This is a genomic window from Chryseobacterium sp. GW821-FHT04C04 (assembly GCF_059420365.1).
On record NZ_JBWKTO010000004.1, the window covers coordinates 741,424 to 767,534 of the forward strand.

A 26,111-nucleotide genomic window follows, 5' to 3' on the forward strand; every position below is an offset into this window, starting at 1 on the left:
AAGGCTGTCTCCATAGCAGAAACAACCTTTGAAGAGTTGAACAAAATTAATGATATGAAAAATAGTGCAACAGGAATGCTTACACATTTCCCGTTTTCTCTATCAATGAATATCCCAGAAAACTTTGGTAGTAAGTTTATCACCCCCTATAGCAGCAGCGGCTTTATTATAATTGGTTCCATTGGTAGTCGCTTCTAAAGTTGGATATTGCAGCCTTACCGGTACTTTTCCTCCTGCATTGGCAATAGCTGTAGGCGGAGCTTGTAAAGCAGGGTAATCCAGACGGCGGTAGAAATTCCAGGCTATCACAGGATGATTGTATAGGGCCACCCAGGCTTGTTCCCCAATAGACTTTTTCCAATTGGAGACGTTGTAAGGATTATTGGTAAGGTAACTTTGAGCATCCTGATCAGAAAGGCCCCATTCCCGGAATGAAGCATGCACTGCATTTTGATATAAAGCTTGCGGGTTCCCTCCTATTCCAAATCTGGCAGCTGCTTCAGCAAGATAAAATGCAACTTCTGTATGAGTCATCAGATTTCCTGAGGTTACCGGAACATACGCAAAGAGTCCCGGAGCTGAAAATGCAGAAAAATCACCTGCCAATCCAATCGCTTGTCCTATATATTCTCCATCTACATCCTGAAAATATTTTGTAACCCTCAGATCTGAAGTCGTATTGAGAAAATCAACAAAAGGTTTCCCTCCAAAGAAATCATCCCGTCCGCTGTTTGCAAGGTTCTCAAATAATGGATTAAAATTGGGTGTTTCTGCCAGATACCGGAAAAGGCCATTTTGGGATTCGTCAGTGATAACCCCTCCTGTAATAGCCGCATTGATGCTGGATTGTGCTAGTGTTGGATTGGTATCTGAAATGGTAATTCCCAGTTTCAAAAGCAAAGAATTACCAAATTTCTTCCATTTCCCTATATCTCCGCTGTAAAGAATATCTCCTGATCCAAATGTCCCAGCTCCCTCCTGTAGGTTATTTAAGGCTGTCTTTAACCTATTGATAAGGCTTTCATAGATCTGCCTGTCATCATCATAGGCAGGAAGAGGAAATTTGTCATGACTCAATGCTTGGCTGTAAGGGATGTCTCCAAAAGTATCTGCTAAAGTCTGAAAGGTATATACCGAAAGAATATCTATAATAGCCAGTTGATTTTTTTTCTTCGCAGGCCATGTATTCAGTTCCGAAGGTCCCGGCTGATACTGTTCTATAAGCTCTTTTGCTTTATTCAGATTATTAAGGACATTTACATAATTATCTCCCCATACATTGTTGGAAACATTTCTTGCTGTAAAGTTATAATTGCTTTCATTCACATAGGTTACTTCCTGCCAATACTGCATGGTAAGACGGAAGTTATTTTCGTTGACACTAGGGGTCGTCATGTAGTCACTTAATTCCTTCTCAGCATACGTAAGAAGAGGTTCCGGAGACATATCGTAGGCTACATGCGGATCAAGATTGACATCTTCAGAAGTGCAGCTTAGTATTAATAAAGCGAGAAAAGAACCTAATATAATTGTATTTTTCATTGTAATAGTTTTTAAAAATTAACTTTCAGATTGAATGAGAAATTTCTTGTCGCCGGCATCACCCCCGACTGATATCCCTGGATGCTTCCTGAAGAAAGTCCGGCTTCAGGATCTGAATACGGAAGATTTTTATGAATAATCCATAGATTACTTCCTGATACCCCCAAAGTAAGGTTCTGAATACCCGTGTTTTTTAAAAATTTATTATTAAAAGTGTAAGAAACAGATACCTGACGAAGTTTTATAAAGCTGGCGTCATATACGAAGTCGGCTACAGGAGGATCTGTACCCAGAGACTGGCTGGAAATAGATTTGTCAAGCCGGATGGTATTGGGAATATAATTTCCTGGATTGTTGGGATCCTGCATCACTCCGGGTAAAATAATTCCGCCCCCATTAGCGAGGGTATTTCTGATAGGATTTCCAAGATCATTAAACCCTACAGAATCAGGGTAAAGGCCTGTACCATATCCATAATATTGATCTAGGGAGAATATTTTCCCTCCTTTTTTCCAGTCAATTTGAAAACTGAGATTAAAATTTTTATATGTAAAAGAGTTATTCAGTCCTGCGATAAAATCCGGCTGAAAACTTCCGAGATTATGATCAGAGTCATCCGTGTGAAGATAGGCGCCATTATTTCCTACGATTTTATTTCCGTTAGGATCATATACAAAATTGGCTCCCCAGATACTGCCGTATTCTTCATTGAGTGGTGCATTGATTGTGATACCTCCCTGCAGCGTGCCTATGGTTATATTTTCAATTCCTTCGCGAAGGGCAGTCACTTTTGTTTTAGGATTAGACCAGTTAAGGATCATATCCCAGGTAAAATCGGTGAATTTTAAAGGGGTAATATTTAAAGACAGTTCCACTCCTTTTGTCGTAAGTTCCCCGGTATTCTGAATTTTTGCAGCTGAACCTGTTGCTAAAGAGATGGGAAGCGGAAGAATCTGATCAAATGCAATATTTCTGAACCATGAAAGATCAAATCCCAATCTGTTTTTGAAAAACTGCATATTGGTTCCTATTTCAAAATTTTTCAGTTTCTGAGGCATAAGATCGGCATTTCTCAAGGTTGTATTATAAGAATAAACAGGATTGTTTGTGAAAGAAGCCTGTACAATAAACCGGTTTCTCAATTGGTCAGCGTTCGTATCTGAACCTACTTCTGCATAGGCTGCCCTGATTTTTCCGAAGCTCAGCCATTGCTGTTTCAAGAGGTTGGAAAATACTACACTTGCCGAGACCGATGGGTAATAATACACACTTTTTTCTTTCGGTAGTGCTGTAGACTGGTCTCTTCTGAAAGTTCCTTCCAGGTAATATGTATTTTTATATCCCAAAGACGCCTGAATAAAAGCTCCATAAATATATTTTGAAGTATCTGTAATAATAGGCTTGGCAGGAGTAGCTACTGAGTTCGAAATCGTATAAAGTCCCGGAATATAAAGTCCCCCGGATGTCGTTTGTGCATTAGAATAGCTGGTTTGTACATTAATATTCCCTCCCAGCAACACCTGAACGTTCAGATCTTCAAAAATATTCTTTTTATAAGTGGCGAGCAGGTCATAATTGGTTTCTGTAAAACGGAGATTGGTCACCGCATAGCCTGAAGGCTGTTCTATAGGATTAAAACTAAAAAATGCAGGAATAGAACCCACGGCTCTTCTTTCTTCCGTAATCATACTATACCCGTCAATACCTACTCTTCCGAGTATATTAATCTCTTTGGAAAGATCATAGCTTAGACTGAAATTCCCGGCAAACCGCTCTCTTTTATCATTCTGATAGTTTTTATATCTTGTAAAATAAGGGTTATCCCAATACGCAGGTGATAGATTTACAGGATTTTTAATGTTCCATGTATAGTTTTTATCAAAAGTATCATACAGGTATTTCTGATACTGAAGATCTACATTCGTAGGCCACCATTGTCTGAAATTTCCCATAATATTATCTCCATATCCCGTAGAATTCCGTCCTTTGGTTCTTTGAACTATATAATTGGCAAAAATAGCAGCTGTAAGATGATCGGTGATTTTATAAGAAGCATTTCCCCCAAAGTTATTTTTCATTAAAGAAGAATTGGGCATAATGTCCGTTGCATTGGTATTGGAATAGCTTAATCTGAATGAAGCCCGGTCATTCGCTCCGCTTAACGCAATATTATTGGTTCGGTTAATTGCTTTTTCAAAAAAAGTAATCGGACCGTTTTTCGCCATTACCCATGGAGTCTGTTTTCCAAAATTCTGAGAGTCAGGAATGAATGCGTCATATTGCCAAACCAAAAGATTGGGATCATAAGGAACTCCGTGAGAAGCATCATGCCAGAAATAAATCAATGAACCGTTTTGGTAAGGGATGAGTGAATTTCCAAGATATCCCTGCCCATATTGAGTCTGATATTCCGGAAATGTAGATTTATCAATAGAAGAAACAGAAAAACTTCCGCTATATTCCAGACCAATTCCCTGTGTATTTTTTCTACCTTTTTTGGTGGTAATGATAATGGCTCCATTTTGAGCTCTTGAGCCGTATAACGCAGTGGCAGCAGCCCCTTTCAGAACATTTACCGTTTCAATGTCGTTGGGATTGATATCTGAAACCGGACTTCCGTAATCATAGCCCCCAAACCCGTTTTGCTGAACAGAAGAATTAATATTTCTATTGATTATTGGAACTCCATCCACAACAAACAGAGCCTGGTTATCCCCTAAAATAGATTTGTACCCTCTGGACACCGCGTCTACAGATCCACCAAAATTCGTTGACTGCCTGATCTCCAATCCAGCCACTTTTCCGGATAGATTGTTCAGGAAATTAGTCGTCGGATTTTTGTTAAGATCCTCCCCTTTTACTTCCTGTGTTGAATATCCAAGAGATCTTTTTTCTCTTTTAATTCCTAAAGCAGTTACCACAATTCCCTCAATATTTTTTGTGGTAAGAGTATCCTGTTTTCCCTGACTGAAGTAGGTTTCACTTCCTATGAAAAAAGCTACCCCCGCACTTAAAAGCCTTAACTTGTATTTCATAATTATTAATTTTTTTAACGTATCGTTAATCAAAATTCAATAATTGGTGAAGAATTCAGTCAAAGCTATATATCAACGGCAGGATAAGGTCTATTAAAATTATAAGCTGTGAATTATAAATGATGTGTTGAAAATACCAACAACAAAATTTCAAGTTTTACTGATTCTTTTGAAGCGAAGAGCTGAAAATTCACCTCTTTTGAAGGGGTGGCAAAAATTTAAAGAATTTTTGACGGAGTGGTTTTAAACAATTTCATTTCAATCTTAAAGTTCCGGCAACGGTTTATAAGTCCTGCCAACAGGCAGTTTTTTTCCATTGATCTGGATAACATTAGCAGACTTTACTTCGATTTTTGATTTGGATATAATATATGATTTATGAATGCGGGCAAACATTTTAGGAGGCAACGTTTCCTCCATTTTGCTGATAGGCATTTTGAAAGTAAAAGTTTCTGTCTTTGTATGAATATTAATGTATTCCCTTAAACTTTCGATGTAAAAAATATCCTCTAAAATGATTTTAACCTGCTTTTTACCACTGTTGATAAAAATATAATCACGTTCAGATATTTCCAGTAAAGCATCTTCAGCTTCCATTAAATGCTTGAATTTTTCGATAGCCGTCAGAAAACGGTCATACGGGATAGGTTTCATCAGATAATCTGCAATATCCAGCTCATAGCCCTCTACCGCATACTGATGATAAGCTGTCGTAACAATAACAAATGGAGGATTTTTTATCTTCCTCAGAAAATCAAAACCTTTTACCACCGGAAGATGAAGATCCAGAAACATCAGATCCACATCATGAATGCTCAAAAGACTGCTGGCATATACGGCATCGGCACATTTTCCTACCAGATTCAGTTCCGGATCCCGGGATACAAAGCTCTCCAGAATTTCCGCGGCAATAGGTTCATCTTCTACAATAATGCAGTTGTATTTTTTAGAGGCTGAGTGTATCATGGAAATCTATGGTTAGTTGTACAGTATAGTGGTCATTATGATTTTCTACAGAAAGGGTATGTAAAGGATAAAGCAGTTCAAGCTGTCTGCGGATATTCTTCAGACCTATCTTCGTAGAATGCTCGTGAGGTCTTCCTTCTTTGGAATTTTCTATGAAATACGTAAGGATTTTGTTTCTCAACCGAATATCAATGGTGATAAATGGAGCTCCTAAACTTTCGGAAACTCCGTGTTTGAAGGCATTTTCTACAAACTGTATCAATATCAGCGGTGAAATTTCCTGAGAAGGATTATCAATATCCTCTTTAAAATTCACTGTAAGCTGGTGGTGTCGTATTTTCTGGATCTGTATAAAATCCTTAATATTTTCAATATCCTTGGCTATGGAAATGGTTTTTTCTGCCGCTTCATAGATATTATACCGCATTACCTTGGAAAGCTGAAGGATGACATCCGGAGTTTCATCAGCCTTTTTGAGAGCCATTCCGTAGATGTTATTGAGAGTATTGAAAAGAAAATGCGGATTGATCTGCGCTTTGAGCATCGTCAGCTCCTGATCCAGTTTTTCCGACTTTAACTGTGAGATCTGTTCTTTTAAAAGATTCTTCTGCCTTGTAATCTCTACCCCGAAAATAAGACCTACCATAAAAATAAGATCCATAAAAGAATTGAATGCCACATAACCATTTATAAAGCCTGATGGCTGCTTACCATCCAAGGTTTCTGTGACGTCATAAATGTAAGGATAGATGATATTATGGGCTAAAAACCGATGTCCTAAAACAGCGATTATCACAATAAAAATATAGCATAGATATTTTAAAAGTTCTTTAAAACGAACTTTTTCATAGACATACAACAAAGCATAGGCTAATGGAATTTTAACCAAAAAATAACCCAGCTCCAGAATAAGGGTATTCTGAAGTCTTATTGGCCATTTGACGTCCGGAAACTGATACCTGGACCAATAAAAGTCAAGGTAAGCTTCCAGAATATAATACAATATCCAAAAAAGCAAATGAATGCGCAGCTTAGATCTAGGGTCTGATTTCAAGCTTATGATGATTTAATAGCACAAAGTACTGATTGTTCAATCAAATATAGAAATATAAGTCTACCAAATGAGCGCACTGATCTATAAACTACCGTTTTTGAGCTGTTATTAAGGAAAAGATAATAGGAAACTAAAGATCTTTGTTGCAAATCTAAGTGTTATTTTTATTCAGAAATTTTAAATAAACTTCAGGATACATAAGATTGAAAAAACTGAAGATCAGCAAGATATTAAACTCAATCCCATTAATCCCACCCCCTACTACAAACCAGCCATTCTGCCAGTGGACGTAATAGATTCCGAAAGCAAAAATGAGTATGTTAGAAAGAGCCACTGGTTTGATGCATCTATCAATCCAAATCAATGGAACTGAGACGAGATGCGTCAGTTTCAATGCCCAGGCTATATAAACCCCTGCAGGATAGAATCCTATACTGTCCAGATAAATATGACCAAAAGTATTAACATCTCCACTGAATATAGAAATCACACTATGCATCATCAAAATAACTGAAAGTGCCGAACGAAGGAAGAAATTCTTTTTCATAAGACCAAAATTAGTAGATGAAGAGAAAGCCCCTTTAATTTTGTATACCAACAGCTTTGAAATAGATACCAAATTATATTCTTTGTTTATGAACAGCATTTTAATGAAATAGAGCTAATAATAAATAATTTTTAATATTTCATATTTTAGTGATATAATTGAAATAATTTATTATATTTACAATCATAATGATAATATACATGAAAAATACACGATCAATTTTAATTACAGCTACACATAGAACTTAACTAGAATATTTTATCAGACACAATGATTTATTCCCTCATGGTCATTGGTCTGTTTTCACAATGATGTTTTCAAATTATTTTGTACACAAGATTCTAATACACAAATACTTCTTTTCAACAAAAAAGAGCAGTAATTTATTTACTGCTCTTTTTAACTATCTATAAGATATCATCTTTAGTTCTGACTTAAATTTTTCTTTAAAAATTCATCCAGATCTTTACCATGAAGGTTTTTGGCCACAATAATTCCCTGTCCATCAATGATAACATTAAAGGGAAGTTCATCAATCTCGTAAAGTTTAGCAACAGGACTTTTCCAGAACTTTAAATCACTTACCTGTATCCAATTGATACCAAATCTATTGATGGCTTTCTGCCAGCTTTCTTTATTCTTATCTAAAGAAACACCCAAAATTTCAAATTTATTGCTTTTTATCTGGTCTGAATAGGTATCATAAATAGCTTTTAGTTGAGGCTGTTCCTCTACGCAGGGAGCACACCATGTAGCCCAGAAATCAATCAGAACCAGCTTCCCTTTTAACGTTGAAAGCGAAAATAAAGCTCCGTCTGCCTTAGTTATTGTAATTTCAGGAGCTTTCTGTCCTATTTCTATTTTATTCTGAGAAAAAACAGGTCCTGAGAAAATCGTTAAAAATAATACGATAAAACTGGTCTTCATATTAATCATTTGTAGGATAATCTTTGTCTAGCCAATCTGTTTTGATATTTTTCGGAAGATTTAATAGTTTTGCATTTTTGAATCCCATTTCCATCAGCAATGCAAAAGCAGGGCGTATATTAGGACATTTCACGAAAGGACAGCATCCACAGTAGATCACAATTTCTTTGTTTTTAGGAACATTGTTAAGATAGTTTCTTAGTTTTTCCAGATTTTCAGGTTCGTGGGTAGGTCCGATATCTACAGAACCTTTGATGATGGCTTCAGGTCCTACTGAAATGATGACCACCTCTTTTGTTTTATTTTTTACAATTCTGGAAGCCAGCAGCGCTGGGTCCATCAGCTGGCTGTCTTTCCATGGATCCTGTTTTTGCTGTGCCTGGCTGAAAAAGGAACAGACAAAACAAGCAATGATAAACAAATACTTCATACTTCTATTTTTCACAAAGATAAAAATGTTTTGTTGAGCGATCTGTACTGGATACAGGAAAATTAGTATCCATGGTAGATTTTGTAGAAATCAGAACTTTTTTGGAGTTACATGAATCACATTTGAGGCACCCGGTTCTATGACAAATTGAGTCCCACCTTCCCTTTCATTTTCCCTGCCTTTTATGGCAGATCCTGTTACAAGAGTTAATTTTCCCTGAAAAACAGGATGTAGTGGTAACAGTGGAATTTCAATTTCCTCTTCCTCAAGCTGTATAATAATAGATTCTGCTTCAATAAGCAGACGTGTTCCGTCCTTTGCAACAGCGAATGCTTGATATTTATGGGGTGTATTCATTTTTTGTTATTAAAAGTTTTTATTTAAAACCTTAACAAATATAAAAATACGGTTCTTATTGATCAGGGATAAGAGTTTTTTGTATTTTAGTGGTAAGATTGATGAAAATCCTTTGTTGATCATGGTTTCCGAAAAAAGTAATATGGTTTTATGAAAGTAAGTTTTCCGGCTCATTGGGTTGAATTTATAAAAGTTTTCACAAAAAAATTTGAAAATGAGATCGTGTATGATATTGTGCATGTATTTCGAAGCAAAGAAGATATCCAGGAACGATATGATACGTATCAGTTTGAGGAGTTTCTTCCTGGTTATATTCCCGTTGCTGATGATTCGGGGGGACAAGTTGCTTTAATTTCCAAAAAAGAAAATGATACCAAGGTTTATATAAGCTCTTACGGTGTTTTGCAGGAAGAATTACTGAAAGTATTGGATCGCGATTTAATGCACTGGATGCAGCAAAGGTTTCCATTTGAGAGAAAACAGATTTCTCTATCAACCGAGGATTTGGAAAAAAGAGCAATCGAAAATAAGAATCTGTTTCAAAGGATTTCTTCTTATCCTGCTATTATACAATTTCTTAAAAAGGCAGTTGCCTCAGAAATTCTCCTATTCCCTGAAAACTACGCAGTGACTGATCAAATCTATTATTTTCAGGATGGCTATCATTATAATTCAGTTGAAAATAAAGTGCATAGCAGTAATGCTTCCGGAGATTTTAAACTTGATTGGGTTGTATTGGGAACCAATTATTTTGCAGATCCCTTCTTTATTGATTTAAATGAACATGCTTCCGGTTTTCCAGTATATTTTGCCTATCATGGGCAGGGTTTCTGGGAACCTATACAAGTGGCTGAAAATTTAATTTCCTTTCAAAAAATGTTAGATGATGTTGATGCTATAAGATTTGATAAAGAGGTACTGACAGATTATTTCAGTCAGTATGAGGATGTTAATAATCCTTTCTGGCGAGAAGTTTGTGAAGCCATAGAAAATCTGGAAGAAATGACAGAGAACACTGTGGATGAGGAAATCACAGCATCATCCTGGCAAAAGGCCAATTTATACATTACTGATATCGGATCCAATAAAATGAAGATTGTTGCTTTGCTGAAAAAAGAATATAAACTGTCTGGATCAGAAGCATTGGCATTAAGTAAAAGTAATAGAATTCTATTCAGAACAGGGTATTACCAATGGTTACAGCATGATGGTAAAGACCTGGAAGATTTAGGAGCTCAGGTAGAATTTGAAATTTTAGAATAAAAGACCTACAAATGATATGCTATTGATAGTTCTTTTATCTCATTGGAGAACAAATATTTTATACATTTATATCAAAGTATCATTCAATAAAAACACCTGAAAAATGGAAGAAAAATTCCAACCTGATGCCATTATCATAGGAACCGGACTGGCAGGGCTTACTGCTGCGATGGAAATTACCAATGTAGGAAAAAAAGTACTGCTTTTGGATCAGGAAACGGAGCAGAATATAGGTGGACAAGCCTTCTGGTCTTTTGGAGGCTTATTCCTGATTAATTCTCCTCAACAAAGGAAAATGGGAATCAAAGATTCTTATGAACTGGCTTTGCAGGACTGGAAAGGGACTGCAGGCTTTGACCGTTCGGAAGATTACTGGCCCCGCCAATGGGCTGAAGCTTACCTGAAATTTGCTGCAGGTGAAAAATATGAATACATTTCTAAACTGGGAATCAAACTGATGTTTATGGTAGGCTGGGCAGAACGTGGTGATGGCTCTGCAACAGGCCATGGAAACTCTGTACCCCGCTTTCATGTCAGCTGGGGAACCGGTACAGGCGTCGTAAAACCTTTTGTAGAAAAGGCGTATAAAGCTCAGGAAAAAGGATTGCTGCAGATGAAGTTCAGGCACAGGGTGACAGAATTGTTGGTAGAAAATGGAAAAATAAAAGGTCTTAAAGGAGATATCCTTGAAAATGACACTCAGGAAAGAGGGGCTCCTACCAACAGAAATGTGATCTCGCAGTTTGAATATACAGCACCCAATATTATTATAGCTTCCGGAGGTATTGGAGCCAATCATGATCTGGTCAGGAAAAACTGGCCCGAAAGATTGGGAAAAGCTCCGGAAAATATGGTGTGCGGGGTACCCGCCTATGTAGATGGGAAAATGATTGGTATTGCTGAAAATACAGGTGCTCATATCATTAATCCTGACAGGATGTGGCATTATACGGAAGGTATACAGAACTGGAATCCCATCTGGCCGAAGCACGGAATCCGGATATTGCCGGGACCTTCTTCCTTATGGTTTGATGCACATGGTAAACGTCTGCCCGCTCCTTTTCTGCCCGGGTTTGATACGTTGGGGACATTAAAATATATCCAGGATACTGGTTTTTCTTATTCATGGTTTATCCTGACTCAAAAAATTATCAAAAAAGAATTTGCCCTTTCAGGATCGGAACAGAATCCGGATATTACGAATAAAGATTATGTTCTTTTCCTAAAAAGGATTTTCGGTAAAAAGGCGCCAGGACCGGTAGAAGCTTTTAAAGAGCATGGAAAAGACTTTATCGTATCGGATAATCTGGAAGATTTGGTTAAAAGGATGAATGAATTAACGGGTAATCATCTTTTGGATTATGAAAAGATAAAATCTCAAATTGAAGCCAGGGACAGAGAATTAAACAACAAATTTTCGAAAGATACTCAGGTCAATTATATCCGGAATACCCGGAATTATTTAGGAGATAAACTGGGGCGTGTAGCCTCTCCTCATAAAATTCTTGCTCCTGAAAATGGACCTTTAATTGCGGTACGCCTTAATATTCTAACCCGCAAAACGCTGGGCGGAATAAAAACCAATCTGAACGGGCAGGTATTAAGAGATGATGACAGTATCATTGAAGGATTGTATGCGGCCGGAGAAGTCGCTGGTTTTGGCGGTGGGGGAATGCACGGCTACCGGGCATTAGAAGGAACTTTTCTGGGAGGTTGTATTTTTTCAGGAATGAAAGCCGGGAAATATATTGCCGGACTTCAATAAGATAATAAGTATGAGTAATTATTTTGACCATAAAGTCATTTGGATCACCGGGGCTTCATCAGGTATAGGAGAAGCGTTGGTGAAAGATCTGGCAAAGAATAGCAATGCAAAAATAATCCTTTCTTCCAGGAAAGAAGAACAGCTTCATTCAGTGGCTAAAAAAATGGGATTGAACTCTGACCGATATGCTGTAATTGCTTTAGACCTGAAGAATTATAAGGAAATGCCGGATATGACAGGGAAAGCAGCAGAACGGTTCGGAAAGATTGATATTCTGATTAATAATGCAGGATTATCACAACGTTCTTTGGCTATGGAAACTGATATTGAGGTAGATAAACAGCTGATAGATATTGATTATATCGGAACTGTAGCTCTTACTAAAGCGGTTGTACCGTATATGATCAGAAACAAAGGAGGACAGATTGCCGTAGTATCCAGTCTGATGGGGATATTTGGAGCCCCTATGCGAAGCGGATACGCTGGTGCAAAACATGCACTGCATGGTTTTTTCGATGCGCTTCGGGCAGAATTATTTGATAAGAATATTAAAATTACCATTATTTGCCCAGGGTTTATTCAAACGGATATTTCTGTACATGCCGTTACCGGAGATGGTTCTGTACAGGGAACAATGGATGATGCCACAATGAACGGAATGCCTGCAGATGTTTTCGCAAAAAAAATGTTGTATGCCATTGAAAAGCAGAAAATACAAAAAGCGATAGGAGGCAAAGAAGTAATGGCTATTTATCTGAAAAGGTTCTTTCCCAATCTTCTGGCAAAAATAATCCGTAAAGCTAAAGTGGTTTGATAAAATATAAGATTAAAAAGCATGATCCATTCATGAAACGTGCTTTTTAATCAATAAAATAACAACAGGAAGCTTTATGGTAATATTAAAAGTTTTTCACCCACCCTATTCCCACGATTTTATTTTGATAAAATGGCATTACCATATTGGATGAAAATGTATTTTTACTTTTATTTTTCCCTCTCAGCAAATTGTCTATTCTTGGAAACAGCCAATATGCCAGTTCTGTAGAAAGAATTCCAAAACCAGCTCCTGCAACCACATCTCCCAGCCAGTGTTTGTCATTCAGCATTCTGTATACTCCTGTAAATATAGCAAAAGGATATCCAGAAAGACTCAGCCAGAAATTGCTGTCTTTATATTCCCGGAACATGAACTGCGCTGAGGAAAATGCTGTAGCAGCGTGCCCTGAAGGAAAAGATAACGTATTGGAACCGTCGGGTCTTTCTTCCTTCACAAGATATTTTAATGGCATTGTAAATGCTGCCGCAATCAGTTGTGAAGAAGCATAGATAATGGTACGCTCTCTTAGGTTATGTTTCCCTTTTATCCCTATAGCATTCAGCCCATATACCATTGCAGCAGGGGCATATTGGGTATAATTATCCAGGTTCATACGGGTAGGCTGATGTTCATTGATTTCAAATCTTGTGGATTGATTAAGCTGCTTCAGATTATTCATCGTTAAACCTGCCACTCCATAAGCAATGAATGCTCCAGGAATGATCAGACTTTTGTAATTCAGCGTATTTTTTTGCCTTCCGAAAGTCATCATGCTGTCCTGTACAGGTGTCTGAACTGTTATCGTGTCATTGGTGTTCTGAGCATTGACTCTGCTGGCCAATGAGCTCAAAACCATCATATAGATAAGTGTTTTTTGAAAGTACTTTTTCATCCTAAATCACATTTATAATTTTTCAATTCTGTATTAAAATTTATAGCTGTATCCCAGTCGAACGACCTGAGTTTCATAATAATCATTGCTGGTATAAGCGAACCCATTTCCCTTGATAGATTTTTTTATAACCATTGTATTCAATACATCTGAAGCGTTCAAAAACAATTCACCTTTACCTTTCTGAATGGCTTTTTTCACTCCTATATCCATCGAAAATCTCGATTGTATCTTTCCCTGAGGAATAATATCCGGAGCCAGATAAACAAGGGTAAACTGAGCATCTAATCCTTTTGTAAAATGGAAAATATTATTCATCTTGATATTCCCTGAAATGGCCGTTTGCTGATCTGCCGAAAATGTATTGGGTTCAGGATACAGGTTTTGTACGGTAAATGCATTGATCTGATTGCGGTAAATATTTCCATTCACATTAAAGGAATAGACACCAGATATCTTTTGGTTCCATATGGTTTCGATTCCTGTATTATAGCTTTTTCCTGCATTCTGGAATAGTGCATAAATAAGATTGCTGTTTGGTACAATACTTGAGATTCTGGTGATTGTTCCATTGGCAAAACGATGGTATAATGCAGAATACAGATATCCATTATTCCAATGGTGTTTATATCCAAGTTCAACAGAATTGGTAAACTGGGGCCTTAATGCCGGGTTCCCTACTTTAATGATTTCAGCATCATCATACTTTGGAAAAATCCTGATATCTACTTCATTGGGACGGTCTACCCTTCTGTTATAAAAGACAGAGAATTTATTACGTTCATCCAGCTTGTAAGCCAGCCTGAAATTCGGGAAAGGCTGTGTATAATTATATCCATCACTTTTATAAGTGGGATGGTTAGGATTGACGTCATATTGAATTTTTACGTATTCCAGCCTGAGTCCCAGTTCTGCTTCCCATTTTTCATTTTCGAAAATATAGTTTCCGTAGACCGCAGGAATAAATTCTTTATAATCGGCTTTCCCTCCGGCAGAAACATCCAGAACGGAATTGACCCCGGGAATAAAATTCATATTCGTAGGAATACTTCTGTTCCTCAGTTTAATCCCTGTTTCTATTCTCCCGTATTTCAACGGTTTTACATAATCTACATTGAAATCATAAACCTGTTCGTCAGATAATAATTTAAAGGCATCTGTCCCTGTAGAAGCGGGAAGATAATTATCATAAAAATATTTTTCATCCTCTCTGTGGAATGTATAATTGAAACCTACATTCAGGACATGCCCGGCATCTTTGAATTTATGCTGATAGGAAGCGGTTCCCATCACGGTTGTTTTCAGTTCGTCTTCCAAAAACTCCCACAGACGGAGACGCTGGGAGAAATTTCCATTAAAAAAAGGCTGATCTCCCCTGTCAATGATCTTTTCACTTCCATACATTCCTGAAACAGTTAATGTATTTTGTGGATCAATAGTCCAGTCTATTCCGGCTTTGGTGGTAAAGAAATTGGTATTTCTGTTTCTTTTCAGCTGGGAATTAATAACAGTTCCATTATCATAAGTACGCGTTACAAATTCATTTTTATTAAGTGTTTCAGTATATAGATTATCGGCTTGTAAAAATATATTAATCCTATCTTTCCTGTAATTAACAGATAATGAAGGATTAATCTTTGGTGTCAGCGTATACTGCGGTCTTATCGTGGGAAGATTTTCTTTTCTTACCCAAAGCGAACCTAAGCCCATGGTAAATCCTGCTTTTCCATTCCATCCGTTCTGTTTATTCTTTTTCATGATAATATTGATGATCCCCGCATTCCCATTGGCATCATATTTAGATGAAGGATTGTTGATGATTTCAATTTTATCAATTGCAGAAGCAGGAATATTATCCAATCCGGTCTGACTTCCAAAACCTGTAAGAGCGGTCTGTTTCCCATCAATCAATACCGTTACCTTATCATTTCCTCTTAGCTGTACTTTACCATCCTGTACAGTTATTCCAGGAAGATTTTGCATGTTTTGTAAGACAGATCCTCCACTTTGGCTGATGTTGTCTGCTACAGAATATGTTTTTTTGTCTAGCCGGCTGTCAATTTCATTCTTTTTGGAAGCAGTAATGGTGATGGCTTCTATCGAAGTCTCATTATCCTGTTTCTGAACGAGTTCAATAGCAGGGATTTCAAGAAATTCAGAAAGGCTTCCTATAAAAACAGGCTGTACTTGTGAATGATATCCTGCAATGGAGGTTTCCAGAAGATAATGGTCCGGCTTTATGCCTGTAATAGAAAATCTTCCTTCTTCATTGGTAATCGTTCCCACTGTAAATGCGCTGTCTTTTTCTTTTTTTAAAATAATATGGGCATAAGGTAATGTGGTCTTATCTTTATTCGTGATTTTCCCTGATAACGTTACAGAGGTTATCTGTGCAGAAACCATTGAGGAAATTACCATGCAGGTTGGAAAAAACAACAGTTTTGTTCTATTCATTTTACTCATCTTTATTTTCTTAATAATCTTCTTCGATATAGGTGAATCATTCATGCTGAAAGGGTAACTTCCTGTTGTGCTTTCTTTGAGAAATAATAATCAATAGAACCATCAGTGTGAGGGATATCAGAGATGCATTGAGGGTTCCAAGATCAAGTCCCCCTTTGGCTAAAGGTTTGGTTAAAAGATCCCCGAAGGTTGCCCCAAATGGTCTTGTAAATACAAATGCAATCCAAAACAGGACAACGTGATTGATTTTCGTAAAGTAATGCATCACTACCACGACTAATATAATCAATCCGGTTACCAAGGCTCCCGTCAGATATCCAAGTCCTAAATTATCACTCAGAAAATCCCCAAATGCAGTTCCCAGGCTATTGGAAAATAGTATAGCGGTCCAATAATAGAATTCTTTATTTCTTTCAAAAATCGGATATACTTCAAGATTACTATACTTTTTGTACCATAAGAATAAGGAAATCAAAAGTCCTGAAAGAAGAATTAGGCTCCCTACAAAATATCCTGTTTTTAAAGTTCTGTCAATACAATCTGAAATTTCGGTTCCTAACGTTGTTGTTCCTATAATCACCATCCAGTATACTGAAGGAATATATTTTTTCACCTGAAGCTGTACTGATAGAATGATAATAAAAAATAGCAGGGTAACCAAAATTCCTATGACATATCCCAGATTAAGTGTCATGGATATAAAATCACCAAGTGTTTCTCCTAACGTGGTCGCTATGATTTTCATCAACCAGAAAAGCAGAGTGACTGCTGCAACTTTGTTTGCTGTTCTCATGTCTTATTTTTTTTATAAGTGAATGATCAGGCTTTAAATTTGGTAAGTACATTGTCTTTGTAACAATAGAATTCATGAATGGTCTCTTTTCCCGGAGCATACACCTTTTCTATATGAACTTCGTAGTAGTATTCCATCAGGGAATGGTATTTCTCTTTAAGGGTTCCTGATAATTCTTCAGGCTGTACAGTTTTTTCAACTTCAAGTCCTTTACTCGGCTTATATTCAAATACCATGTGGCTATCTTTCCAGGACATGGAATAGACATTTTCATCTTGTGTAGAGAAAGTTTTTACCACAATATTATCCTGTTGAATAATTTTTCCGGAAGTACTCGTGAATAATGTGACTCCTGATACCACCATTGCTCCATACCCTATTTTCTTAAATAGGTTTTCGCTAAGGTGCGGAAGAATATATTTTACCGTATATGATGAAACTATAGCTGCTCCTGCAATGGCAATCCCCAGCCATAATGCTGTATTGGAATATAATCCTAATGAAATGTAAATGATAAGCTTCATAAAGTGAAGAAAGACCTCATTGGCTGCCCGTGTAGCTACAATTTCCTCCTTTTTAAGACCAAATTTCAGATAAAAACGGTTGAAAAGCAGCCCAACAGCTCCAGTAATTCCTGAAATAAAACCGGCAGAAAAACCAATAAGCGCCAATGCAGATTTCGGATATTCTCTGCTTGTTTCTTCTATCTTATTTTTAGAGGCAAAAAGCTGTGGAAGATTGGCAATAAGGAAAAAAGCAACAGCCAGCTGAAGATAGTTTGGGTTGACATATTTGATAAGGTAAGCTCCCAATAGTACCGCCGGAATAGAGAAAGGAACAAACCATAAAAATATTTTCCAATTGATATGTTTCTTAAATACAGCAATTCGGGACGCTGAACTTGTAAAAGTACCAATCGTCAGAGAAAAAGGAACCAGAGAGGTAGGAAGCAGCAAATTCAAAATCGGAATCAGTATAAGACTTGCACCGCCTCCACAAATAGCGCTGATCCAAAATGCAAGGATTGTTCCTGCGAATAAAAGAGCAATTTTTAAAATCATTTCTAAATAAAATTTATACCTCAGTATGTTTTCTATACAAAGGTGCAATCCGATTTAGAAGAAATTTAGAATTGTCTGAAGCAGGATATTTTTTAACTATAAATTAACAGTGAAAATATGTTGATTATTCTCAAACCTGTAACTGATATTCCAATGATGAAACTTACTTACTTCCTGTATAATGGAAAGCCCCAGCCCGCTTCCGCTGTTATCCGTTGAAAGTTTTGAAAATCTTTTGAATAGTAAATCTGTTTTCAGTTTTTCCATCCCGGAATTAGAAATTTCAAAGGAAGAACTGTTCAGATGGATATTGATAATACCTCCGGAAGAAGTATGACGAATCGCGTTGATGATGAGATTGTTGATCAATATTTCAGTTAGAATGCTGTTTCCCCTAACCACTACATTATGAGAGATCTCTTTCTGAACAGAAATATTTTTTTGTTCAATATGTTCCCCAAGGATCTCAATACTTTGATGAAGCAGATGATCAAAGGAAATAGTTTCTGAACTGTCAAACTGGTTATTATCAATTTTAGCAAGAAGCAAAAGATTTTTATTGATGCGGGAACTTCTTGTAAGCGCCCTGTTCATATCTTCTGCGATGCTGTATTGCTTTTCGGTAAGATTCGGATCCTGAAGTAAAAGATCCAGTTTATTTTTAATAATAGCAAGCGGAGTCTGTAATTCGTGGGAAGCATTTTCAGTGAACTCTTTCTGAGTTTTATAAGTAGAGACATTACGTTCTATCAATTTATAAAGAGACTGATTGAGTTCTTCAAATTCAGTAGTATCAGAAACCGGAAATTCTGTAGTATTCTGACTGTTAAGGTTGAAAGTCTTCAGCTGATCCAATGTACTTCTGAACGGTTTCCAGATAGATGAAGAAAGCTTTCTGTTCAAATATAAAAGCCCGACAACAATCATCACAAAAAAGAAGATGGTAATCATAGCAATTACGGCTATGGTTTCATGAGATTCCTCAATATTGGTCTGTATCGTAAACAGATAAGGTTTGGCGTGAATATAAATTACTTTTTCAAGACATCTGTAACGTTCCTTTTTTTGTTCCGAAATAAACGGAAGATGCTTCTCGTAAGTATAAATACTGTCCCGCTTTACCTGATTGGGAGAAATTCTTTCAATATTCGTTTCAGGCTGGATGTGATTCCACAACTCAAGGCTTTTGTCCAATGCTTCTTCCGACAGTTGTAATTGGTTGAACTCATAAGCTGTTTTCTCAACAATAATCTGATTGTGCTCATCCAACTCACTTTTCCAGATCGTATCCACCACAAAATAATACACAGGAATACTTATCATCAGTACAATAAGTACGTAGATAAGAAAGGGTTTCGTGGTTTTGGTAAGTAGAGGCTTCACAATAATGATGAGTTATTAATTCTTGTTTTTTCGAAAAATAGTAAAGTTTTTAACTTCTGTTTTATTATTTATTGATGTAATGATAATGCTTCGGATTATTTTTAATATATATCTAGAGATTAATAATCCTTATTGCAAAACTAAAACTTTTATCTTTCAGCACATTTTTCTTTTCACTCATAATTCATCATTCATAATTATTAAAGTTTTCCCACTTATACCCCGTTCCATACACCGTTTTTAGATAATGCCCGCATCCGGCATCATAAAGCTTTTTCTTAAGGTTTTTCACGTGTGCGTAAACAAAATCATGATTATCAAGCATATCTGCGAAATCTCCGGAAAGATGTTCAGCTAATGTACTTTTGGAAATTACTTTATTTTTGTTGCCGATAAAATAAATTAAGAGATCAAATTCTTTCTTAGTCAGTGAAATGGCTTCATCATTTACCGATACTGTTTTGGCCAGCAAATCAATCTGAAGTTCATTTTGCGTTACCACATTAGAGCTGCTGAACTGTTTTCTCCGGATAATAGAATATACCCTTGCCATCAGCTCCGAAAGATGAAAAGGTTTGGTAAGATAATCATCAGCACCCAGTTTCAGTCCTTCAATTTTATCATCAAGCGCATTTTTAGCAGAAATAATAATGACACCGTCCTGTTTTTGCTGTTTTTTTAATTCTTCCAGAATCTTCAGACCATTCCCATCCGGAAGCATAATATCCAATAAAATACAGTCATATGCAAACGTTTCTATTTTGTTCATAGCCTCACCAAATGTACTGGCAGATTCACAGAGGTAATGCTCTCCGGACAGATATTCGGAAATACTTTTGGCAAGCTCTGCTTCGTCTTCAACGATTAGAATTTTCATGCAATAAAACTATTATTAAATTTCGAAGAAATTTTGAACTCAAAATAAAAGTTAATCATAATATAGCGAAAAAACACTGAAACCACTTTATAAAACATTGACTTACAACCTTAAATAAATATTACCTTTTTTAAATTAAAAAAAGAATACCCATATTTTGGAAAGCCCTTTTTATGATTTTTTATTATATATTTCATAAATTTACGGTGCTGTATCAATCTGATGATAGTGTAAAATGTTTCGAAGGTGAAAATTCACAACAAAAAAAAATACCTAAGCTTCCTTAAATTTAAAAGAGATTTCCAGAAATACGGATTAGAAAAAGCACGCAGTTATGAGCTCATCCTGCATTGGCTGAATAACAGATTGAGCAGAAATCAATTTCTCGTTCTTTCAGGGATTCTGGTAGGCTGTACTGCAGGTCTTGCCGGAGTTATTCTGAAAACCCTGGTACACAATATTCATTATTTTATAACCAATAAAGTTCATTTTGAATATCAGATATTATTCTATATTGTTTTTCCTTTTTTAGGAATTGTTCTGACCACGATGATTGTTCTGACCTTGTTTAAAGGACAGGACCGTAAAGGTATCGGAGCCATTCTCTATGAGATTGCACAGAATTCCAGTATTGTAGCTTCTGTTAAAATGTATTCGCAGGTGATACAGAGTGCGGTGACTGTAGGCTTGGGAGGTTCTGCCGGACTGGAAAGTCCGATTGCTGTTACCGGAGCGGCTATTGGCTCAAACTATGCACAGACGTACAGATTGAGCTACAAAGAACGTACATTATTGCTGGCTGCCGGTGCTACGGCGGGAATTGCGTCCGCATTCAATGCTCCCATTGCAGGGATTATGTTTGCGTTTGAAATCCTTTTAACCGGAGTCGTTTTTACCGATTTTATTCCTTTGGTGGTTGCTGCAGTTTGCGGAAGTCTTTTGTCAAGGATTTTACTTCAGGAAGATGTCCTTTTTAGATTTTATACGAGAGACCCTTTCAACTATAAAAATGTTCCGTATTATCTTATTTTAGGAATTTTTACAGGTTTGTATGCCCGTTATTTTGTGATCATTTCTCAAAAAGTGGAGCATTTTATTAAAGGACTTCAGCTTTCGAGAATCCGTAAAGCAATGTTCGGAGGTGCGGTACTTTCGCTTTTATGTGTTCTTTTTCCTCCTTTATTCGGAGAAGGGTATGAAACCGTAAAAGCTTTTACCAACGGAAATACCTACTCTATTATTGAAAACAGTTTTTTCAGATATTTTGAAATTGGAGACTGGACGATTATTATATTTTTAGTGCTTGTATTGCTTTTAAAAGCATTTGCAACTTCTTTCACCATATTTAGTGGTGGAAACGGAGGTAATTTTGCACCTTCCCTTTTTGCAGGTGGAACTTTGGGCTATTTATTTGCACTGATTTGTCAGCACCTGGGTTTTACAGATGTTCCGGTGACCAATCTTGTTTTGGTAGGAATGGCCGGAGCCATGAGTGGTGTTTTGTATGCTCCGCTTACTGCTATATTTCTGATTGCAGAATCCAGTTTTGGATATGATCTGTTTATCCCTCTGATGATTGTTTCTGTGATCTCTTATCTTATTGCAAAATGGTTTTCTCCAATTTCTCCGGAACTGAAATCTTTAGCCGATGAAGGAAAGATTTTTACCAATAAACATGATAAAAACCTTCTTTTTGCTTTAAGAACAGATGATTTTATTGATAAATATTCGCAGACGATCAATGAAAATGCTTCCGTGACAGAATTATTTGAAATGGTAAAGCATGGCGATAAAAATATTTTCGCCGTTGTAGATGAAAACCGCAAATTAAAAGGAGTTCTTACATTGGATGATATCAGACCTTATCTTTTTAACAAAGAGATCGATGCTTCCCAGATGGTAGTACAGTTAATGAAAGCTCCACCAGCAATACTTCATCGTGAAAATAAGCCATTGGAAATACTCCAGACTTTTGATGATACCGGAGTATGGAACCTGCCCGTCATCAGTGATAATAATGATTTTATAGGCTTTATTTCAAAATCTTCAATATTGATGAGCTACAGACAGCTCTTGAAAGAATATTCTGATTAATAGTAAAAACCGGATATGACAACCGAAAACCTTAATTCCATTCCTCTGGAGGGGGTGGTGAAAATTCAAAGAATTTTTGACAGGTGGTTAGCGTCATCGAATCATAAAAAAAATCCGTTCAGCAATGAACGGATTTAATTTTAATCTATAATGAAAGTCGAAAACTAGTTGCTCGCGTTATTCAGCAGCTCAATATCTTCCTGATCCAAAACAAGTTTCGGAGCATTGAATACCGTTTCAAGCTGTGATGCACTGGTTGCGCTTACAATGGGAGCTGTGATCAATGGATTGGATAACAACCATGCCAGAGAAACCGTTCCCTGAGTGGTATGATGCTTTGCACTTACCTGATCCAGCGCTTTCAATACTTCAAGTCCTTTTGGATTTAAGTACTTTCTTACTCCTTCCCCTCTCGCACTTTTTGCAAGGTCTGCTTCATCACGGTATTTACCTGTTAAGAAACCTGCTGCCAAAGACCAGTATGGAAATACACTTAAACCAAACTGTTCTGCCAGAGGAGCGTAGTTTGTCTCAAAGCCTTCTCTTTCCATTAAGTTGTAATGAGGCTGTAAAGCAACATATTTAGGAAGATTATTCTTTTCAGCAGCTTCAAATGATGCTTTTAAACGTTCTGGTGACAAGTTGGAAGCGGCGATATAGCGTACTTTTCCAGCTTTAATGATTTCATCATAAGCAGAAAGTGTTTCTTCTACCGGAGTGATATTGTCGTCAAAATGAGTATAATAAATATCAATATGATCCGTCTGAAGTCTTTGCAGGGACTCATCTACCGATTGTAAGATATGTTTTCTGCTGATATCATAGCCATGCTCTTTGGTTTCAGAGCCTACTTTCGTAGCCAAAACAATATGATCACGATTCGCACGACTTTTCATCCATTTTCCGATGATTTCTTCAGACTGTCCGCCTTTACCATTTACCCACCATGAATACGTATCTGCAGTATCCACAAAATTAAAACCGGCTTCTGCAAAACGGTCCAGTATATCAAATGATTGTTTCTCATCCAGCGTCCATCCAAAAACATTACCCCCGAAATTGATTGGAGCAATCGTTAAATCGGTATTTTTGATCTTTCTTTTTTCCATAAAAATAATTTTACTAAGTGACCTCTAAGGTAAGGAATATTAAGCCCTGAGAATATTCAAAATAGCCATTCACTCCATAGTTATTATAAATAGAAATGCTGATGTTTCCTCCGTTTTTTTGATTATTGTTTTGTTGGAAAATCGCAAAGGCGCAAAGATTTATAGAATTATCGCATATTTAAGGCGCAAGAAAATCATAGATTTTCAGCAAATGGTATATATATATTTTCCCTGTAGATCTTTTCATTATCATCTGCTTAATTTGCAGCATCTGCAAGAGCAGATTCACAATATCCGGTATTCAATTTTATCGGAGATAAAATCTTTGCGCCTTATAACACAATTCGGGTAAGATTTCTTTGCGCCTTTGTGCTTTTCCAACAAAAACAGCTTAAAAAAAATAAAAACAGCCCCATTTAAAAGCTGTTTTTATTATCTATCAATTAAAAAATACGGTTATTTTTCAACCTGTGGAACCTCAATAGCGATAAGCTGAAGTTTGTATTCCTGTAATTGCAGGTTGATGGTTGATAAACCGTTGCTGAAGTATGATGATGCTTTAAAAAGCTCATGATAATATTCTATGCCTTCAAGTATATTTTTCTTGAAAGCGTTCCATTTTTTGGTTTGTGAATGGCTAATCTGTGCTGATGATTCGACGATTTCTTTTTTAAGATAATCAACATACATTTTCAGTTCGTTGATGAACATATTGGGACGTTGATTATCAGCAAGAATATTGGTGTTTCCATAAATATGCTTTACCATTTCCGAAAGCGAAACTTCTTTATCAAAAAAAGCAATATTCGGTCCGGGACATATGACAACTCCTTGTTTTTCACCTTTAATCTCAAGATTATGCTCCATGTATGCAGCATTTACAAGACCTACGCACAGACAGGCTTTATCTGTAATTTCGGATTTCCTTTTATCAAATTCTTTCTCTGTGAATGTTTCCCTGCCAGCATAGAGTTCTTTCAGTTTGATCTCCTGATATTTCTTAGAAGCGGTGCAGGTGCCTTCCGGAGAAAACTCTTTACTCAATGCCAGAAGTTTTTTTGGACATGAGCTTCCATGTTTACCCTTAGCCTCTTTTTCATGTTTTAATCTTTCGTTAGAGGTTCCTTTTACTGTATTGAAGGGAACTCCCAGTGGCGAAATATTACTGAGATAAAAATCCTGTTCTTTTGCTTTTACAAGAAGATTCCTGGTTTCGGTGTCTACAGAAGTCGCTTCAGGCACCAGTAAAAACGGTGAGCCCCATCCTACGCTGTCTACATTATAATTGGCCAATAAAAATTCGTGTTCTTCAGAAGTTCCCACTCCCCCCTGAACGGTAATTTTCATTTCTAAAGGCTCGGAAACTATCGCTCTTCCTTTTTGCTCCAGAGCTTTCATCATCAATTGATGAGCGGACTGTATCAGTTCATTTTTTTTCTGCTTAAATTCTTCCATAATAGGTCCGAGAAGCATTCCTTCGGTTGCAAATGCATGTCCCCCGCAATTCAGCCCGGATTCTACTCTATATTCTGAGACCCACAACCCTTTTTTAGCCAGAAAGTTCCCCTGGATCATGGCAGAACGGAAGTCACTCACTTTAAGAATAATTTTCTTTTTAATCTTTCCTTTTTCATCCGGAAAAAAGTCTTCAAATTCTTCCATGTAGCTGTACAGACGAGGATTCATTCCTGCAGAAAGAACCATAGAAGATGATAGCTTGCTTTTTGCAAATCCGCGCAGTGAAGCATGGGCATCATTATACATCACAGGAAGCTGTTCGTTTTTTTGATATTTGTCTTTATCTACTTTCGTCATGATATTGACGTCAATACTTCCCGGTTTAAAATTGGATTCTATGAAATTTTTTATAGAAGAACTCCAGTTATCCGTCTGATTAACCATGTTTTGAAGGCCGGATTTCAGATCTGAAGAATTCGGAAGCATCGCCATAAAGTCCTTTAGAGCCTCCTTATTTTTACTGATTTCCTGTTTGAAAGATTCAAATTTTTCGTTCACGATATCATCCACCATATCCAGATAGGCAGTAATTCTTTTTGCTCTGTAGTCTTCCGTTTTCGTTGAAATTCCCCAATAATCAAGATTAAACTTTTTGTTGTAAAAGTTTTTCATCTTTTCAAGGATTTCATCATCAATGATAGAGACTACAGAAGAGATTCCATATTGGGCAACGCGAATCGGACTGTCTATTGTATAAGCCAGTCCCATTACCGGAATATGGAAGTTGTGCAAAGGTTTTTTTGTCATAAAGTTTTGATAAAAGTTCTTTTTATTGTTCATCTAAAAATCCTTTACAACTATTCACTTCTTAAAAATATTATTTTAAAATGAATTATGTATCAAATAGTATTTCTCAATGTGTAAAACATGTCAAATGTCATGTTTTTAAGTTTTTTGACGCAAAATAAGGGTGATTCAAATGCTCATTTTTGAGAGCGCAAAGAAGTCGGCTTTGTCGCTGAAGAAGCTTTATCGTAAAAACATTGAAGCCGTCTAAACTTCTGTCTTGATTGTTTTTAGGCACAAAAGTTTAAAAACTTAGGTGTACTTTTCTTCAGAATAATTCTAACTAAAATTATTTGAGTGGATTAACACGTTTTTAAAACAAAAGCTTTTGTGACTTTTGCAGTTTTATATAATTTAAACCCATTGTGCATTATGAATAAAAAGAATAAAGTTGTTCATTCGATTGAAAATCAGTAAATTGTTTTTACCGCA

Annotated in this window: 20 protein-coding genes; 4 read left to right on the forward strand and 16 right to left on the reverse strand. The window is 36.6% G+C overall.

Annotated features, from left to right (window positions below):
• Window positions 1-102: 102 nt before the first annotated feature.
• The 8 genes from AC07UM_RS16845 to AC07UM_RS16880 all read right to left on the reverse strand — a co-directional run bounded on the left by AC07UM_RS16845 (window position 103) and on the right by AC07UM_RS16880 (window position 8,858).
• On the reverse strand, window positions 103-1,542 hold the full coding sequence (locus AC07UM_RS16845) for a SusD/RagB family nutrient-binding outer membrane lipoprotein (protein ID WP_494684237.1): 1,440 nt from the start codon (window positions 1,540-1,542) through the stop codon (window positions 103-105).
• Between the two features lie 11 nt (window positions 1,543-1,553).
• Window positions 1,554-4,577, reverse strand: a complete 3,024-nt coding sequence (locus AC07UM_RS16850; RefSeq protein WP_494684238.1) for a SusC/RagA family TonB-linked outer membrane protein — start codon at window positions 4,575-4,577, stop codon at window positions 1,554-1,556.
• A 264-nt stretch (window positions 4,578-4,841) separates the two neighbouring features.
• Complete coding sequence (locus AC07UM_RS16855) at window positions 4,842-5,543, reverse strand: LytR/AlgR family response regulator transcription factor (protein ID WP_494684239.1); 702 nt, start codon at window positions 5,541-5,543, stop codon at window positions 4,842-4,844.
• On the reverse strand, window positions 5,524-6,597 hold the full coding sequence (locus tag AC07UM_RS16860) for a sensor histidine kinase (protein ID WP_494684240.1): 1,074 nt from the start codon (window positions 6,595-6,597) through the stop codon (window positions 5,524-5,526). Before AC07UM_RS16860 ends, AC07UM_RS16855 begins: the two co-directional genes overlap by 20 nt.
• A gap of 151 nt (window positions 6,598-6,748) precedes the next feature.
• The gene (locus tag AC07UM_RS16865) at window positions 6,749-7,144 is read right to left on the reverse strand and encodes a DoxX family protein (RefSeq protein WP_494684241.1); all 396 of its coding nucleotides are present in this window, start codon (window positions 7,142-7,144) and stop codon (window positions 6,749-6,751) included.
• A 423-nt stretch (window positions 7,145-7,567) separates the two neighbouring features.
• Window positions 7,568-8,071: a TlpA family protein disulfide reductase gene (locus AC07UM_RS16870; protein ID WP_494684242.1), complete on the reverse strand. Its 504-nt coding sequence runs from the start codon at window positions 8,069-8,071 to the stop codon at window positions 7,568-7,570.
• 1 nt (window position 8,072) lies between these two features.
• The gene (locus AC07UM_RS16875) at window positions 8,073-8,501 is read right to left on the reverse strand and encodes a rhodanese-like domain-containing protein (RefSeq protein WP_494684243.1); all 429 of its coding nucleotides are present in this window, start codon (window positions 8,499-8,501) and stop codon (window positions 8,073-8,075) included.
• Between the two features lie 90 nt (window positions 8,502-8,591).
• Window positions 8,592-8,858 (reverse strand): hypothetical protein, encoded by a 267-nt coding sequence (locus AC07UM_RS16880; RefSeq protein WP_494684244.1) that lies wholly within the window; start codon window positions 8,856-8,858, stop codon window positions 8,592-8,594.
• Window positions 8,859-9,008: 150 nt separating this feature from the next.
• Here AC07UM_RS16880 and AC07UM_RS16885 point away from each other — a divergent pair, with 150 nt between their 5' ends.
• The 3 genes from AC07UM_RS16885 to AC07UM_RS16895 all read left to right on the forward strand — a co-directional run bounded on the left by AC07UM_RS16885 (window position 9,009) and on the right by AC07UM_RS16895 (window position 12,700).
• A complete protein-coding gene (locus AC07UM_RS16885) occupies window positions 9,009-10,121 on the forward strand; it encodes a hypothetical protein (protein ID WP_494684245.1) in 1,113 nt (370 codons plus the stop codon).
• A gap of 103 nt (window positions 10,122-10,224) precedes the next feature.
• Entirely contained in the window at window positions 10,225-11,886 is a 1,662-nt protein-coding gene (locus AC07UM_RS16890) for an FAD-binding dehydrogenase (protein ID WP_494684246.1), read from the forward strand.
• 10 nt (window positions 11,887-11,896) lie between these two features.
• Window positions 11,897-12,700, forward strand: coding sequence for an SDR family oxidoreductase (locus AC07UM_RS16895; RefSeq protein WP_494684247.1), 804 nt, complete (start codon window positions 11,897-11,899; stop codon window positions 12,698-12,700).
• Window positions 12,701-12,785: 85 nt separating this feature from the next.
• Here the strand turns inward: AC07UM_RS16895 and AC07UM_RS16900 are convergent, their stop codons facing one another.
• The 6 genes from AC07UM_RS16900 to AC07UM_RS16925 form a co-directional block, all read right to left on the reverse strand.
• A complete protein-coding gene (locus AC07UM_RS16900) occupies window positions 12,786-13,595 on the reverse strand; it encodes a phosphatase PAP2 family protein (protein WP_494684248.1) in 810 nt (269 codons plus the stop codon).
• Between the two features lie 33 nt (window positions 13,596-13,628).
• Complete coding sequence (locus AC07UM_RS16905) at window positions 13,629-16,049, reverse strand: TonB-dependent receptor domain-containing protein (protein WP_494684249.1); 2,421 nt, start codon at window positions 16,047-16,049, stop codon at window positions 13,629-13,631.
• Window positions 16,050-16,095: 46 nt separating this feature from the next.
• Window positions 16,096-16,851 (reverse strand): COG4705 family protein, encoded by a 756-nt coding sequence (locus AC07UM_RS16910; RefSeq protein WP_494684250.1) that lies wholly within the window; start codon window positions 16,849-16,851, stop codon window positions 16,096-16,098.
• Window positions 16,852-16,877: 26 nt separating this feature from the next.
• Entirely contained in the window at window positions 16,878-17,912 is a 1,035-nt protein-coding gene (locus AC07UM_RS16915) for a sulfite exporter TauE/SafE family protein (RefSeq protein WP_494684251.1), read from the reverse strand.
• A 96-nt stretch (window positions 17,913-18,008) separates the two neighbouring features.
• Window positions 18,009-19,295: a PorY family sensor histidine kinase gene (gene porY, locus AC07UM_RS16920; protein WP_494684252.1), complete on the reverse strand. Its 1,287-nt coding sequence runs from the start codon at window positions 19,293-19,295 to the stop codon at window positions 18,009-18,011.
• 187 nt (window positions 19,296-19,482) lie between these two features.
• Entirely contained in the window at window positions 19,483-20,172 is a 690-nt protein-coding gene (locus AC07UM_RS16925) for a response regulator transcription factor (RefSeq protein WP_494684253.1), read from the reverse strand.
• A gap of 246 nt (window positions 20,173-20,418) precedes the next feature.
• Here AC07UM_RS16925 and AC07UM_RS16930 point away from each other — a divergent pair, with 246 nt between their 5' ends.
• Window positions 20,419-22,266, forward strand: a complete 1,848-nt coding sequence (locus tag AC07UM_RS16930; RefSeq protein WP_494684254.1) for a chloride channel protein — start codon at window positions 20,419-20,421, stop codon at window positions 22,264-22,266.
• Between the two features lie 164 nt (window positions 22,267-22,430).
• Here AC07UM_RS16930 and AC07UM_RS16935 read toward each other — a convergent pair whose 3' ends face one another.
• Window positions 22,431-23,375, reverse strand: a complete 945-nt coding sequence (locus AC07UM_RS16935; protein ID WP_494684255.1) for an aldo/keto reductase — start codon at window positions 23,373-23,375, stop codon at window positions 22,431-22,433.
• 456 nt (window positions 23,376-23,831) lie between these two features.
• Window positions 23,832-25,640 (reverse strand): hypothetical protein, encoded by a 1,809-nt coding sequence (locus AC07UM_RS16940; RefSeq protein ID WP_494684256.1) that lies wholly within the window; start codon window positions 25,638-25,640, stop codon window positions 23,832-23,834.
• Window positions 25,641-26,111: the final 471 nt, after the last annotated feature.